Here is a 16,615-nt window from a genome sequence, read left to right as displayed (position 1 = left end):
TATAGCCAAGAAATGTATTGATTCTTTTTTATCAGTGTTTTATATCCAAAAAGAATAAACTAACCCCAAAATATGAAGAAAAAACTACATTTAATTTTTACATTTATTTTCGTTCTCTTTGCCTCAGCCAATATGTTTGGGCAACTTTCATTTACCATAGACAGAACAGATATGAGTCCACTTTCGCCACTGGGCTCGCTTACTGTCAATATTGATGAGGAACTTTTTCCTCCTTATCGGTATTCATGGTCAACTGGTGAAACGACTAAAACCATATCTGATTTAATTGAAGGAAATGAATATTCTGTAACTGTCTTTGATGACATAGGTCAGATGAACTATGCAAGTATCACAGTAATGCCATGTCTCGGAGAACTAGAGGCAATAGCTGTCCAGACGAATTCCTCTTGTGGCGGCGCTGTAAGCGGTTCAGCAACAGTTGCAGTAAAAGGTGGCACGGGGTATTATAGATATAAATGGAATACAGAACCAGCACAATTAACCCAATCTGTGACGGGTTTGGCTGCGGGAACATATACCGTAACTGCAACAGATATTTATAATGGTTGTAGCACTACGGGCAGTGTTAATATTAGTCTTAACCCCACAACTCCGGTAGGTGATCCTACTGTTTTTGGTGATAATGTTTGGAATGTATATGCATGGAATGAAGGTACCTATAATAGTCTAGCTTGGCAATCCGATTATTCAGGCTATTTTACAGCTAGCGGATTAAATTTTAATTCTGAAGATTATTTTGCAGATTATGATGTTCCTTCTTCTGTTCCAGGTTACCAAGGATGCAAAGTAAATGGTGATAATCATTCCTGGAGCGCGAAAAGACAAGGATTTCCTTGCGGATATTATACAATTGATATTCCAATGCACGATGATTGGATTAGACTATATGTGAATGGCCAACTGGAATATAGTGATGATAAATGTTGTGAGGGACATACAAATGTTTGGCACGGTTTCTTAGACAGTAATAGTACAGTTGAATTTCGTATTGCAGAAGAAAGAGGTCAGTCACGAGGAAATATAAAGTTTAATCTGATTGAGCCCACAGCGGCAATTACGAATGTTAGATGTTATGGCGGAAGTAATGGAGAAATCACATTAACTCTTCCAACAAATGATAATTACACTTATGATTGGGGTAATGGAATAACTACACAAAACAGAACAGGATTAACAGCAGGAGATTATACAGTAGCTATAACTACTCCGACTGGCTGTATAGTAAACAAAACATATACAGTTTCCGGGCCAGAGGCTTTCGTGATTACGCCAACAAAAACGAATCCAACTTGTAACGGTGATGCTGATGGATCTATTTCAGTAAGTGTAACAGGAGGAACTGGAGCATATGATTATTCTTGGTCACCTTCTGGCGGGAACGGAGCAACAGCTTCGGGACTTAGAGCAGGAACATATACAGTAACCGTGACCGATGCAAATTATTGTTCAATAACGGAGAGTTTCGCAATTAAAAATCCAGAACCAATTGTAATATCAAAAGAGTCTCAGACAAATGTTGCGTGTTATGGCGCAAATACAGGATCAGTTACAGTTAGTGCAACTGGCGGAACAGGTTTATATACTTATAAATGGTCTCCATCTGGTGGAGATGCAGCAACAGCCTCAGGACTAAAAGCAGGAACATACACGGTTACCATTACTGATGAAAATTCTTGTACGGCAACAAAAAGTTTTACAATTGAAGAACCTTTAAATCCATTGGCAGCTTCTCAAGGAACAATCATTCATGTAAATTGTCATGGAGAAGCAACAGGATCAGCCACTGTAAATGTAACGGGCGGAACGGGTTCTTATTCTTACGCTTGGTCGCCGTCTGGAGGTGTAGGTGCTACAGCAACCGAATTAACAGCAGGAGATTATCGTGTTACTATTACAGATGAAAATGGTTGTACAGCAATTCAGGATTTTACTATCGATCAACCAGGAAGTGTCCTTTCAGCAACTACGGCATCAGTGGGAGTTAGCTGTTTTGGAGGAGCAAATGGTAGTGCAAGTGTAGCGGTATCAGGAGGAAGCCCTTCTTACTCTTATTCATGGGCACCTTCTGGTGGAACAGGATCAGTCGCTTATGGACTTGCTGCCGGCAATTATACTTGTACAATTACAGATGCAAAAGGATGTACTTTAGTTGAGACTGTTGAAGTGGATGGACCTGAAAAAATATCTGGTACAATAGTAAAAACAGATGTTTCTTGTAGTGGAGGAACAAACGGATCCGCAACTGTAACACCTTCAGGTGGAGTAGGTTCATACACATATGTATGGGTACCTACTGGTGGCAATGAAGCTACTGCTTCAGGACTTTCAAAGGGTACTTATACGGTCACTATTACAGATGGAAATTCATGTACAGGCAAAGTAAGCGTTATAATAGATGAACCTGCACCTTTGACATTGTCATTTAGTAAAACAGATGTATTATGTAACGGTGGAGCAACAGGAACTGCAACTGCAGTTCCAGTAGGTGGAAGTAAAACGTATTCTTACCTATGGTCACCTTCTGGAGGTACCGCAGCAACAGCAATTGGTTTGAAAGCTGGAATTTATAATTGTAAAGTCACTGATTCTAATGGTTGTTTTGTAATAGAATCAGTTACTATCGGTGAGCCTGCTGCCTTAAGCGCTTCAACATCTCAAATAAATGCGACCTGTGCATCAGGTGGTCAGGCAGTTGTAAGTGTTAGCGGTGGTGTAAGTCCTTATTCTTATTTATGGTCTTCGGGTCAAACATCAGCAATAGCAACGGGATTAGCTGCTGGCAGTTATTCTTGTGTAATCACAGATGCTAACGGATGCACACTTACCAAAAACGTTTTTATTACTACAACCAACACTTTAGTTGCTATTACAAGTCAAAATGATATTTTATGTAATGGTGCTCACACAGGTTCAGCTACGGTAGTCGCTTCTGGGACACCGGGGCCTTTTACCTATGTTTGGTCACCGACTGGTGGTTCGGATGCTACCGCAAGTAGTCTTGCTGCAGGGAATTATTCTGTACTGATTAGTGCTGGAAATGGTTGCTCTATTGTGAAAAATTTTACAATTATTGAACCGTCAGCTTTAGCAGTTACACCATCTCAAACTAATTTATTATGCCACGGTGCAACAACAGGATCGGCATCTGTAGTTGTAACTGGCGGAACAGGTTTATATACTTATAAATGGTCTCCATCTGGAGGGAATGCTGCAACAGCTTCAGGACTTAGCGCCGGAACTTACACAGTAACGGTTAGCGACGAAAATGATTGTACAACAACTCAAAGTTTTACGATTACGGAACCAGATGCTTTAGTAGCATCAGTTGGTCCTCAAACCAACATCGCTTGTCATGGTGGGAATACAGGATCGGCATCTGTAGTTGTAACGGGCGGAACAGGTTTATATACTTATAAATGGTCTCCATCTGGTGGGAATGCAGCAACAGCTTCAGGACTTAGTGCCGGAACTTATACAGTAACGGTTAGCGACGAAAATGATTGTACAACAACACAAAGTTTTACTATTACAGAACCAGATGCTTTGGTAGCATCAGTTGGTCCTCAAACCAATATTGCTTGTCATGGTGGGAATACAGGCTCAGCGACAGTGAATGTAAGTGGCGGAACAGGTTTGTATAAATATTCATGGTCTCCATCTGGTGGGAATGCAGCAACAGCTTCAGGGCTTAGCGCGGGAATTTATACAGTAACTGTTAGCGACGAAAATGATTGTACAGCAACACAAAGTTTTACGATTACGGAACCAGATGCTTTAGTAGTATCAGTTGGTCCTCAAACCAATATCGCTTGTCATGGTGGGAATACAGGCTCAGCGACAGTGAATGTAACTGGCGGAACAGGCTTATATACTTATAAATGGTCTCCATCTGGCGGGAATGCAGCAACAGCTTCAGGGCTTAGCGCGGGAATTTATACAGTAACTGTTAGCGATGAAAAAAATTGTACAGCAACACAAAGTTTTACTATCACTGAACCAAAATTACTGGAAGCTGTGACTTCAAAAACCAACGTATCTTGTTATAAAGGAAACGATGGAACTGCATCTGTAAATGTTAGTGGAGGAATTGAACCTTATGTGTACTTGTGGTCATCAAAAGCGGGAAATAAAGCTACAGCAACTGGACTTGCGCCGGGAACATATTCTGTAACAATAACGGATGCAAATTCTTGTTCTATTACAAAAACTGTCGAAATTGAAGAAGGTGCGTCATTCGCAGTAAATACATTAGCCGCATCAAATATAACGGTTTCTGAAGCAGTGGTTTCTGGAACAATTTCGTCAGAAACTAACGATGGAAAATGTTTGACAGAAACAGGATTTGTTTATTCGCTTAAAGCAAATCCGCTAATAACAGATAGTAAGATTGTTGTAGGTAGTACATTAGGATCAATCAGTACTACGCTGGTGAGCTTAAAAGGAAATACAAATTATTATGTAAAAGCCTATGCAATAAACAGTAATGGATTTGTGACTTACGGAAATGAAATTAGTTTTACCACAGATAAATATACGCTTACTGTTACTGCTTCGGCGGAACATCAGAAAGTTTTTGGTACAACTGATCCAGTTTTTGGATATACAGTTTCAGGACTTGTAAATGGCGATACAAAGGCAATTGTAACAGGAGCTCTTTCGCGAGAAGCAGGCGAAAATGTTGGGAAATACAACATTCAGGGGGGGACAATTGATGCAGGCAAAAATTACAAAATTGCTTTTAAAAGTGCTGCTTTTGAAATTATCAAAGCCGATCAGGTTATTTTTTGGAATCAAGTTTTAGAAATTGGATGCGAATCCGAAAATAATATAAATCTTAATGCAGTTTCTAACAGTGGATTGCCAATAACGTATTCGGTAGAGAACACCAATATTGCTGAGGTTTCAGGTAATAATTTAGCAATAAAAAAATCAGGATACACTTCGGTTACAGCATCTCAGAATGGAGATCAAAATCATAATCCGGCATTATCAGTCCTAAAACCTGTAGAAGTTACACAGAGCGGACTTATAAAACAACACTGGTCTGATGTTCTTTTCTTTGATAATAAAAACAAAGACTTTGTTTCTTGGCAATGGTATAAAAACGGAACTGCTATTTCGGGTGCAACCCAACAGTATTTTAAAGAAAATCAAGCTTTATATGGCAATTACTATGTTGTAGCTACAGATAAAGACGGAAATAAAATTAAATCTTGCTTGTTTCAAATCAATGGAATTGTATTTTCAAATAGTATGAAAATATATCCTAACCCGGTAAAATGGTCAAGCGAATTTACTTTAGAATGTAATTTTAGTGAGGCACAACTGAAAGATGCTGTTATAACTATTTTTGATATCAATGGGAAATTAGTGCAGACAGTTTCTAACGTGAAAACTCAGAATCAAATAATTGCACCTTCACAGACCGCTATTTATATTGTATTACTTACGTTATCAAATGGCGAGCAAAAAACGATTAATCTGTTGGTAAAATAAAATGAGTTTTAGTGTAAGATCAATGAAAATTAAAATCAAAATGAAAATCAAAATAGCAATCGCGATATTTTTATTATGCAGTTCTATAAAGGCACAGGAAATTAACATAAAACTTAGCGGAGGTTCGTCTGGCATTCTTTATGAGAGTGCCGTAGGAAATGGAAATTTAGAATTTGGCGGAGGTCTGGGACTTGGTTACACTTATTTCCTAAATAATAATTGGGGAATTAATTCAGGTATTGATGTTCTTTACAATCAGAATACTTTTAAGTTAAAGGAAGGAATAACCATCAATTCTAATGAAGTTGATGATCAAATGTCGGCATTCGAATACAGAGTCGCGCCAAAAAAATATCAGGAAAAACAACATTTTGTTTCTTTTGCAATTCCGTTACTTTTACAATACAGAACTGCAATTTCAAACCAATCTCAGTGGTATTTGGGTTTTGGTGGAAAAATTTTATTTTCCGGAAAACAAAATGTAAAAGCTTCTGCCAATGAATTGCAGTTAAGCGGTTATTATCCGGATATTGATCTTGTGATTGATGATCTGCCATCACACGGATTTGGGAAAATAGAAAATTGGCAAGACAAGACTTCTGTTGATCTTAAAACTTCATTATTAGCAAGTTTAGAAACAGGCTTGAGCTTTAAACTTAAAGAAGGTTTACAGCTTTACACAGGAATTTTTGCTGACTACGGATTTTCAGATTTGGTAAAAAATACTGAAAACTTCAATATAGTTACGTATGCCCCAAACGGAATTGAAAATACGCAGGCAAATGGTGTTTCTGAAAATAAAACGATTGTACAAAAAAGTAATTATTTTTCTGCTGGATTTCAACTAAAATTGGGATTCTCAGCAAGTAAACCGAAAGGCGTTAAAAAGAAGAATTAATAAAATACAATTAAAATTAAAAGGTGTTGTTTCGTTTTGAAGCAACACCTTTTTTTATGATTTTTAGTTTTTTTTCAGGAGATGATTGAGATGTTGTCAAGTGAAAAAAACATTCTTTTTTTGCTGATAAAGGAATTATGAAAAGAAATTAAATGCTTTAGTTTTAAAAATTGGTTGCAAATTATAATTTGCAACATCATCAAAAGATTTTGTACTGCCAGTGTTTGTAAATTAGTGCGTATCTCAAAATCTTCGAATATGAAATCGTTTATTAGCCCAAAGCTATTCTTAATTTTAGCTGTTTTTTTTTTCAGCTGCAATCAATCAAAACAAAATGATTCTGTAACAGAAAAAACAGATTCGGGAGAATTAGACAGAACTATACTTCCAATTCCAGAACCACCTTTTGGCGGAAAAATTGGGGAAACATATAAAGATTCCAAAGAAGAATGGCCAAAACTGGTTACTCCACCGCAAGGTGCACCAAACGTAATTATCATTCTTTTAGATGATGTTGGTTTTGGACAAGTAAGTACTTTCGGCGGTCCTGTTCCAACTCCGGAATTGGATAAACTCGCTGCAAATGGTTTAAAATACAATAGATTTCATACAACAGCAATTTGCGGACCATCGCGTGCCGCTTTGTTGACAGGAAGAAATCATCACAATGCTGGATCTGGTTTCTTGGCCGAATGGGCGACAGGATATCCAAGTTACAATTGTATGATTCCTAAAACCACTGCAACATCAGGAAGAATCTTAAAAGGAAACGGATACAGCACCAGCTGGTTTGGAAAAAATCATAATACGCCAGATTGGGAAACTTCTGTTACAGGTCCTTTTGATCGTTGGCCTACGGGGTTAGGTTTCGATTACTTTTATGGGTTTAATGCAGGAGAGACTCATCAGTATTACCCAGTTCTTTTTGAAAATACCAAAGCTGTAGAACCAGACAAATCTCCGGAACAAGGCTATCATTTCATGACCGATATGACCGATAGAGCAATCAACTGGTTGGAATACAGCAAATCTGTTGCACCACAAAAACCGGTTATGCTATATTTTGCTCCCGGAGCTGCACACGCCCCACATCATGCACCAAAAGAATGGCGTGATAAATTTAAAGGTCAGTTTGACAAAGGTTGGGATGTGGTAAGACAAGAAACTTACGAGCGCCAGTTAAAAATGGGAATTATTCCAAAAGGAACAAAATTAACTCCAAGACCAGACTGGGTTACACCTTGGGACAAACTTTCAGCAGATCAGAAAAAACTTTTTGCACGTTTGATGGAAAATTATGCAGGCTATCTTTCGTTTGCCGATCATGAAACAGGAAGACTTTTAGAAGCCATCAGCAAACTTCCTGATGCAGATAATACGCTGATATTTTATATTGTTGGAGATAATGGTGCAAGTTCTGAAGGAGGAATGGAAGGAACAGTCAACGAAATTAAAGCATTGAGCGGAATAGCCACTCCTTTGGCAGACAACTTAAAACATCTTGATGAAATTGGAAATCCTAATACAGAGCCTCATTATCCTGTAGGTTGGGCTTGGGCAGGAAATGCGCCTTTTCAATGGGTAAAACAAGTAGCTTCTCACTTTGGCGGAAGCCGAAATCCTATGGTAGTAAGCTGGCCAAAAGTGATAAAAGATAAAGGTGGAATGCGCAGCCAGTTTGTGCATTTGATTGATGTGCTTCCAACAGTTTTAGATGCATCTCATTTGCCAGCGCCAAAAACGGTTGACGGTGTGGAACAGAAACCTATGGATGGAGTTTCGTTCTTGTCTACTTTTACAGATAAAAATGCCAAACCGGTTAGAACCAGACAATATTTTGAAATCTTCAGTAACAGAGCCATTTATGATAATGGTTGGGTTGCGGCAACGCAACACACTTTCCCGTGGAGACAGGATTTTGCACCGGGAAATTGGGATAAAGATAAATGGGAGCTTTATAATATTGAGGAAGATTACAGCGAATCGGTTGATTTGGCTAAAAAATATCCGGAAAAGCTTGAGGAATTGAAAACTATTTTTAATGAAGAAGCAAAAAAATACAATGTTTATCCGCTAGATGACAGAGGAACTGGCCGATTGATTTCACCTAAACCTACACCGTCAGATCCTAAACGCAAACACTTTACCTTTTATGCCGGAGCAACGAGACTGGCTGAAACGGCTTCGCCAAACACTAAAAATAAATCGCATAGCATTACAGCTGAAATTGAGCTGAAATCTAAATCAGATAGCGGTATTATTGTGGCTTCTGGCGGAAGCTCAGCAGGATTTGCTTTATATGTTCAAAACGGGAAACTGGTATATCATTATAATTATTTTGATGATGCCCGTTATGTCATTACTTCAAAAGAAGCATTACCAGTTGGAAAAAGCACCGTACGATTTGATTTTGCTTATGATGGCGGTGGAACTGGAAAAGGAGGAACCGGAAAACTTTATATCAATAATAAGTTAGTAGGTGAAGGACGAATTGATAAAACCGTAGCAGCTCGTTTCGGAATCGATACTTTTGGAATTGGCGAAGATACGGGATCTCCGGTTGCCTATTCGTATAAGCTTCCATTTAAGTTTACTGGAAAAATTGACAAGGTGAATATTGACCTGAAATAGCTATTAATTGTAAATGGTGAATTGTAAATTAAAAATTTTAGCATAAATAAAGAATTATGAGAAAGTACCTTGTTTTATTCGTTGTTTTGGCTTTTGCTACTGAAATCAGCGCGTAGCAAAATTATTTTAATCCGACAGTTAAAGTAAAAGAGTATTTAGAACCTGCAATTCCGCATCCAGATCAGGATAAAGAAATGAAGGACAAAATGAGCAAATTAAAAAAGAAACCCAACATTTTGATCATTCTTATTGATGACATGGGATATGGAGATATTGGTGTTTATGGTGGAGGTGTAGCGATTGGCGCACCAACTCCAAATATGGATAAATTGGCGCATGAAGGTTTACAGCTAACTTCGACTTATGCGCAACCAACTTGTACACCAAGTCGCGCAGCAATTATGACGGGAAGAATTCCGGCAAGATCGGGACTAACAAGGCCGACTTTAACTGGAGAAAATCCGAAAGTTAATCCTTGGGCTTCAGAAAATACAACGGCTAAAATACTTTCTCAAAATGGTTATAAATCGGCCATTTCTGGTAAATGGCATTTAGGCGAAAGCAAAGGAAGTCTTCCAAACGAAGTAGGTTATGATGAATGGTTAGGATTTGGTTCTGTTCAGTCAGAATATGCACAGCTTGTAAATGAGTGGATTTATCCGGATTTAATTAATAAACCAGAAAGACTCAATGCGGTTAAAAAAATGGTAAATCAAAATATCCTGACAGGTAAAAAAGGAGAAGAAAATAAAGTAGTACAACCCATTTCGACTATTGAAGAATTGTCTAAAGTAGATCAGGTTTTTGCCGATTACAGTGAGGACTTCATCAAACGTTCGGTAAAAGAAAATAAACCATTTTATTTGATTCATTCTTTTTCAAAAGTGCATAATGACAACTATGTATCTGAAGGTTATAAAGGAAAAAGCCCAGCAGCAATTCCGTATAAAGATGCAATTGTAGAAGTCGATGATATTGTGGGAAGACTAATGAAACTTTTACAGGATTTAAAAATTGATGAAAATACATTAGTATTCCTTACTTCTGACAATGGACCTAATGAAGATGTCTGGCCAGACGGTGGTTACACACCATTTAGAGGAGGAAAAGGAACCACATGGGAAGGCGGTGTAAGAGTGCCGGGAATTGCTTACTGGAAAGGCATGATTGCTCCGGGACGTATCAGCGATGGTCTGTTTGATATCTGTGATATGTTTAATACTTCTCTTTCGGCAGCAGGAGTTGTAGATAAGATTCCGGCATCTAATTATATTGATGGAGTAGATCAGTTATCTTTTTTCTTGTCAGATAAAGGGGTATCGAATCGAAATGCTGTTTTTATGTATTCAGAAACTAAATTTATGGCGATTCGTTGGCAGGAATATAAAGTGCACATGAATGTTTTTAATACTTCGGCAACAAGAAGAAATCTGGATCAGTCCACAATTCAAAGTATCGGAATGAGTCCATGGGTTTATAATATTTATGCTGATCCAAAAGAACAATTGAGCCAAGGACACCGTTATTTCGAATGGGGAATTCCGGGTGTTATGGGTCTTATAGCTGCTCATTTGGCAACTTATCAAAAATATCCAATGAAGGATATTGGTTTGAAGAAACCGGGTGCTGAGTAATAATTCTTCTAGTGCATTATAAAATGTAGAAAAAGTAAAGATTCAAATAATAAACTGTCTGTAATGGAAGCTAAAAAACATATAAAGATCATTGTCTTTTTTAGTATAAATTTTTTATCCGTGTTTTTTGTAAATGCGCAGGATGTATTGCCATTTCCTCCAGCTCCATCGGCTTCTCAGGCTGGTGTAACAATTGAAACATCGACTTATAAAAAAAGAACAGAACCAAAACATTTGCCGGCAGATGCACCAAATATCTTGATAATATTAATGGATGATGCAGGTCCGGGAGCGCCTTCAACTTATGGTGGAGAAATCAATACGCCAACATTATCCAGAGTTGCAAATACAGGAATTTCATATAATCGTTTCCATTCCACAGCCATGTGTTCGCCAACGCGTGCTTCTTTGCTTACGGGACGTAATCACACACGTGTAGGTAATGGTCAGATTGCCGCGATAGCCAATGATTTTGATGGTTTTAGCGGAACCATTCCAAAGAGTTCTGCTACAATGGCCGAAATACTAAAAGATTATGGTTATAACACCGCAGCATTTGGAAAATGGCACAATACGCCCGAAGAACAAATTACGTCAAAAGGGCCTTTCGATTATTGGCCGACAGGTTATGGATTTGAATATTTTTATGGTTTCCTTGCCGGAGAAGCTTCGCAGTATGAACCTACTTTGGTACGAAATACAACTTATGTAGAACATCCAAAAACTTCTGGAGGTCATGGTTATTACCACTTATCAGAGGATTTGGCCGACGATGCAATTTTGTGGCTGACTGAACAAAAAGCATATGCACCCGAAAAACCGTTTTTTGTGTATTGGGCGCCCGGTGCAGCGCATGGTCCGCATCATGTGATGAAAGAATGGGCAGACAAATACAAAGGCAAATTTGATGATGGATGGGACGCTTACCGCGAAAGAGTATTCAAACGCCAGAAAGAGCTGGGATGGATTCCGCAGAATACTTTGCTTACGCCAAGGGCTGAATCGATGACTTCTTGGGCAAATATCCCAGAAGCAGAAAAACCTTTTCAGCGCCGACTTATGGAAATCTGGGCTGGTTTTGCAGAACATGCCGATTTTAATGCAGGAAGAGTTATCGACGAAATCGAAAAATTAGGAGAACTTGATAATACATTGATAATTTATATTTGGGGAGACAATGGTTCTTCTGCAGAAGGTTTAAATGGAACAATTAGTGAACAATTGGCACAAAATGCAATTCCAACAAAAATAGAACAACATATTACTGCTTTAAATGAATTAGGAGGTTTAGATGTTCTTGGCGGGCCAAAAACCGATAATATGTTCAATGCAGGTTGGGCTTGGGCTACAAGTACGCCGTATCAGGGAACAAAATTGCAGGGTGCTTATTTTGGTGGAACTCGTCAGCCAATGGCTATTTCGTGGCCAAAAGGAATCAAACACGATAAAACACCAAGACCGCAGTTTCATCATGTAATTGATATCGCTGCGACAATCTATGAAATTGATAAAATTCCGGTTCCAAAAGTAGTAAATGGTTTTGCTCAGGATGAATTAGACGGAGTAAGTATGGTTTACACTTTTACTGACCCGAAAGCAAAAGGAACACGTCATACACAGTTTTTTGATATTATGGCAAGCCGGGGAATCTATCAGGATGGTTGGTTTGCAAGCGCCAGAGGACCAAGAGAGCCATGGGTAGGAGGAATTCCGAAAGGTATTAAACAATGGTCACCACTTACAGATACTTGGCAATTGTATAATCTTGATCAGGATTGGTCTCAAGCAGTTGATCTCGCAGCGAAAGAACCTAAAAAATTGGAAGAACTAAAAGCTTTATTTTTAACGGAATCAGCAAAAAATAAAAACCTTCCAATTGGCGGTGGATTATGGTCAACTGCGCTGTATCATCCTGAAGACGCACCTTCTTCGCCTTTGACAGAATGGACTTTTGATTCGCCTATTAAAGGAATGCCGGAATCTGCAGCGCCAAAATTAGGAAAAGTAAGCAGCACCGTAACAATGGATGTGGAAGTTCCTGAAAACGCAAATGGTGTTTTGTATGCGCTAGCGGGATTTTCTGGCGGTGTTACCTGTTATGTAAAAGAGGGTTATTTAAATTATGAGTTTAATTTGTTTGAAGTACAACGAACAAAAATTAAATCGAAAGATAAACTACCGAAAGGCAAAGTAAAAATCGAAATCGAGTCAAAATTGGTTGATAAAATTGGCGGCTCGATGAACGTGACGTTAAAAGTAAATGGTTCGTCGGTTGGACAGGGAAAGGTTCCAACAGCTATGTCTCTTCATTTTACATCAAATGCCACTTTCGATATCGGAACCGATTTAGATTCGCCAGTTTCCTTAGATTATTTTGATCAGGCTCCATTTTCATTTAATGGAAAAATTGGAAAAACTAAAATTGTATATACAAAGAAAAGTTGATAAACTCAGTTTTAAAAATTGTATCAAAACCTTTAAGATTTGAAAATCATGGAAGAATTTTATAGTTTAGAGAAAATCAGTAATTTAAAATTTAACGGCTCTTTTCGAAACAAAGGTTGTAGTATATTTTTATTACTTGTTTTGATTATTATCAGTAACATTAAAATTTATGCTCAGGATGTGTTGCCTTTTCCGCCAGTTCCAAGTGCTAGTATTGCGAATGAAACCCTTGCAGAAAGTACGCACAAAAGAAGAGCACAGCCTGATCATTTGCCAAAAGATGCACCAAACATCATTATTATTTTGATGGACGATTTAGGTTTTGGTACGCCCTCAACTTTTGGAGGCGGTGTAAACACGCCAACTTTAACAAAAGTGTTCAAAGAAGGAATTGCGTACAATGAATTTCACACTACATCAATCTGTTCGCCAAGCCGTGCTGCTTTACTAACAGGCAGAAACCATACACATGTAGGAAACGGAACTATTGCCGAAAGAGCCGTAGATTGGGACGGTTACACTGGAATTATTCCGAAAGAAGCTGCCACAGTTGCCGAAGTTTTAAAAGATTATGGTTATAGTACTTCTGCTTTTGGAAAATGGCACAATACTCCTGCTAACCAAACAACAGTTGCTGGACCATTTGATTATTGGCCGGTCAATTACGGATTTCAGCATTTTTACGGATTTCTTGCTGGAGAAACTTCACAATATGAACCAAGATTGATAAATGATTTTACTCCGGTTGAACCACCAAAAGACGAAAAATACCATCTGACAACTGATTTGGCAGATCACGCGATTGAGTGGATGAATCAACATAAATCTTACGCTGCAGATAAACCATTTCTACTGTATTTTGCTCCGGGTGCTGGTCATGCTCCACATCATATTTTTAAAGAATGGGCAGATAAATACAAAGGAAAATTTGATGACGGCTGGGATGCTTATCGCGAAAAAGTATTTAAACGTCAGAAAGAACTAGGCTGGATTCCTAAAAATGCCATGCTAACGGCGAGAGACAAAACTATGGCTTCTTGGGAAAGTATTCCAAAATCAGAAAGAGCTTTTCAGATTCGTATGATGGAAGTATTTGCGGGTTATGTTGAGCATGCAGATCATGAAGTTGGAAGAGTTTTGGATGCGCTTGAAGCGAATGGACAAAAAGACAATACAATCGTTTTCTTTATCTGGGGAGACAATGGTTCAAGTGCCGAAGGACAAAATGGTTCCATCAGTGAATTATTGGCTCAAAACGGAGTTTCAAACACCATTCAGCAACAGCTAGATGCTTTAAACAAACTCGGCGGATTAGATGCAATTGGTGGTCCTCTTTTAGAAAATAATTATCATGCAGCTTGGGCCTGGGCCGGAAATACACCTTTTAAACATACAAAATTGGTCGCTTCTCATTTTGGAGGAACGCAGAATGCAATGGTTGTTCGCTGGCCAAAAATGATAAAACCGGATAATACGCCTAGAAGTCAGTTTCATCATATAAACGATGTTGTGCCGACTATTTATGATATTTTGAATATTAAAGCGCCAAAAGTCGTAAATGGTTTTGAGCAAATGCCAATAGACGGGGTCAGTTTTAAATACACATTTAATGATGCCAAAGCAAAAGAAGTATCCAAAGTTCAGTTTTTTGATAACAACGGAAGCCGGGGAGTTTACAAAGATGGCTGGTACGCCTGTACTTTTGGACCTTTATACCCTTGGATTCCTGCTCAAAAAGGTTTAGCCGAATGGGATTCAACGAAAGATGTTTGGGAACTGTACAACATCAAGGAGGATTATACTCAGTTTAATGATTTAGCATCTAAGAATCCGCAGAAACTTAAGGAACTTCAGGAAGTCTTTAATGAAGAAGCCAAAAAGAATAAAGATTATCCAATTGGAGCCGGAATCTGGCTTCGTATTCATCCTGAAGATGTTATAAAAGCGCCTTATACTTCATGGACTTTTGATGAAACCACTAAACGCATGCCCGAATTCAGCGCGCCCGGTTTAGGTAAAAAAAGTAATAAAGTTGTGGCCGATGTTGAAATTAAAGAAAATGCTTCAGGGGTTTTGTATGCACTTGGTGGTTCTGGTGGCGGTGTGACTTTGTTTATGGATAACGGAAAGTTAGTTTACGAATATAACATGCTGATTATTGAACGCTATAATGTTGAATCTTCCGCAAAAGTTCCCGCAGGAAAACATAAAATAGAAGTTTTAACCACAATTGCAAAACCTGGAGCTCTTGCAGAAATTGTTATTTCAGTTGACGGAAAAGAATATGCCAAAGGCGAAGTAAAACGAACTGTTCCAGTTGCCTTTACAGCTAGTGAAACTTTTGATGTTGGTGAAGATCTTGGAGGACCAGTTTCCATCCGATATTATAAAAAAGCACCTTTTAAATTTGATGGTAAAATTAATAGTGTGAAAGTGGATTTGTTGTAAAAACTAGAAAGTGAAATTTTCCGGATTAACTTACTCATCCAATAAATAGCAATAAATGTAGCTAAGTATACGTCATATAATAGTTCAAATGGCATATCCGATTTCGAAATTTCTTATCTATATTATCATCATTTTATACATTCCGTTTTTATAAAATAAATTTAAGTACCGCATCTGCTTGCGCATATGATTGTAGGAGGGATTGTTGTATACTTAGTTTTTACTTCTTAATTGAATTTTTTACCAGCTCTTTTTTTCTTCGTATTCTTAATTTTTAACCAAATGGTTAGCAGTTTAGGAATTGCTAAAAACTCGCAATATATATTATAGTAGTTTTTACATGTTTACAGACGTTTTAGTTTTGACAGTTATCGGCGGGATGTCGGAAGGAGAAATAGGAACTAATTTCTGGATGATATTGCCTGTTTTAATGCTTGTTTTAACTTTAATCGTATTTATTGGTCTTTCTTATAATTGTAGATGTTTTTTTAATGTCGAAAATGAAATTTCGTAATACCTTTTGTAATTGTTTGATTTTTTGTAGTACAAAAGGTAATTCTTCTATTTTAATGATGCGATATTATTTAATGTATAAGCTCGAGTACATAATAAGATCAGTGAGTGTTGTAATGATTTTCTGTTTGAAATTTAATATTGTAGGTAAAATCTTTAATATTCAGCTAGAAATTTTAACCCTCAAGTATTATGTTATCAGTGAGTTAATTAAAATGTACTAAAAATATTTAAAAAAATATTACAAAAAGGCTTGTAAATGCTAATAAGTTTTCTACTTTTGCACCCGCTTTGAGAAACAAGCGAAACAAAAAAAGAATACACGTTCGTAGACATATTGAATTGACAGCCGTTTTGGGAGCGATCTCAAAACAAATAGAATAAGAGTAATAGGATCGCAAGATTCGAAAAGAACCACTAGATAAGGCATCGACTATATAATATAAAAATATACGATGAAGAGTTTGATCCTGGCTCAGGATGAACGCTAGCGGCAGGCTTAACACATGCAAGTCGAGGGGTATAGCAC

General features: G+C 37.8%; 7 protein-coding genes and 1 rRNA gene. All 8 read left to right on the top strand.

Annotation, left to right across the window (positions count from 1 at the left end; genetic code table 11):
• The first annotated feature begins 72 nt into the window (after nucleotides 1–72).
• Complete coding sequence (locus tag BD847_RS11190; RefSeq protein WP_115888370.1) at nucleotides 73–5,517, top strand: MBG domain-containing protein; 5,445 nt, start codon at nucleotides 73–75, stop codon at nucleotides 5,515–5,517.
• Nucleotides 5,518–5,557: 40 nt separating this feature from the next.
• Nucleotides 5,558–6,415 carry an outer membrane beta-barrel protein gene (locus BD847_RS11185; protein WP_167443852.1) on the top strand — a complete coding sequence of 286 codons (858 nt, stop codon included), beginning with the start codon at nucleotides 5,558–5,560 and terminating at the stop codon, nucleotides 6,413–6,415.
• A gap of 258 nt (nucleotides 6,416–6,673) precedes the next feature.
• Entirely contained in the window at nucleotides 6,674–9,046 is a 2,373-nt protein-coding gene (locus BD847_RS11180; RefSeq protein ID WP_115888368.1) for an arylsulfatase, read from the top strand.
• A gap of 206 nt (nucleotides 9,047–9,252) precedes the next feature.
• A complete protein-coding gene (locus BD847_RS11175; RefSeq protein WP_208641797.1) occupies nucleotides 9,253–10,680 on the top strand; it encodes an arylsulfatase in 1,428 nt (475 codons plus the stop codon).
• Nucleotides 10,681–10,800: 120 nt separating this feature from the next.
• Nucleotides 10,801–13,125 (top strand): arylsulfatase, encoded by a 2,325-nt coding sequence (locus tag BD847_RS11170; RefSeq protein ID WP_244201589.1) that lies wholly within the window; start codon nucleotides 10,801–10,803, stop codon nucleotides 13,123–13,125.
• A 48-nt stretch (nucleotides 13,126–13,173) separates the two neighbouring features.
• Nucleotides 13,174–15,573, top strand: a complete 2,400-nt coding sequence (locus tag BD847_RS11165) for an arylsulfatase (RefSeq protein ID WP_115888366.1) — start codon at nucleotides 13,174–13,176, stop codon at nucleotides 15,571–15,573.
• Nucleotides 15,574–15,913: 340 nt separating this feature from the next.
• Nucleotides 15,914–16,087, top strand: coding sequence for a hypothetical protein (locus BD847_RS20840; protein ID WP_167443851.1), 174 nt, complete (start codon nucleotides 15,914–15,916; stop codon nucleotides 16,085–16,087).
• 451 nt (nucleotides 16,088–16,538) lie between these two features.
• A 16S ribosomal RNA gene (locus BD847_RS11160) occupies nucleotides 16,539–16,615 on the top strand; the annotation flags it as partial.

The organism is Flavobacterium cutihirudinis (genome assembly GCF_003385895.1).
Classification (GTDB): Bacteria; Bacteroidota; Bacteroidia; order Flavobacteriales; family Flavobacteriaceae; genus Flavobacterium; species Flavobacterium cutihirudinis.
This window is presented reverse-complemented; position numbering and strand designations above follow the sequence as displayed.

Bases quoted from the DNA above. Each gene is read 5' to 3' on its own strand.
- BD847_RS11190 (WP_115888370.1), top strand. From the start codon at position 73: ATGAAGAAAAAACTACATTTAATTTTTACATTTATTTTCGTTCTCTTT.
- BD847_RS11180 (WP_115888368.1), top strand. From the start codon at position 6,674: ATGAAATCGTTTATTAGCCCAAAGCTATTCTTAATTTTAGCTGTTTTT.
- BD847_RS11165 (WP_115888366.1), top strand. From the start codon at position 13,174: ATGGAAGAATTTTATAGTTTAGAGAAAATCAGTAATTTAAAATTTAAC.
- BD847_RS20840 (WP_167443851.1), top strand. From the start codon at position 15,914: ATGTTTACAGACGTTTTAGTTTTGACAGTTATCGGCGGGATGTCGGAA.
- BD847_RS11185 (WP_167443852.1), top strand. From the start codon at position 5,558: ATGAAAATCAAAATAGCAATCGCGATATTTTTATTATGCAGTTCTATA.
- BD847_RS11175 (WP_208641797.1), top strand. From the start codon at position 9,253: ATGAGCAAATTAAAAAAGAAACCCAACATTTTGATCATTCTTATTGAT.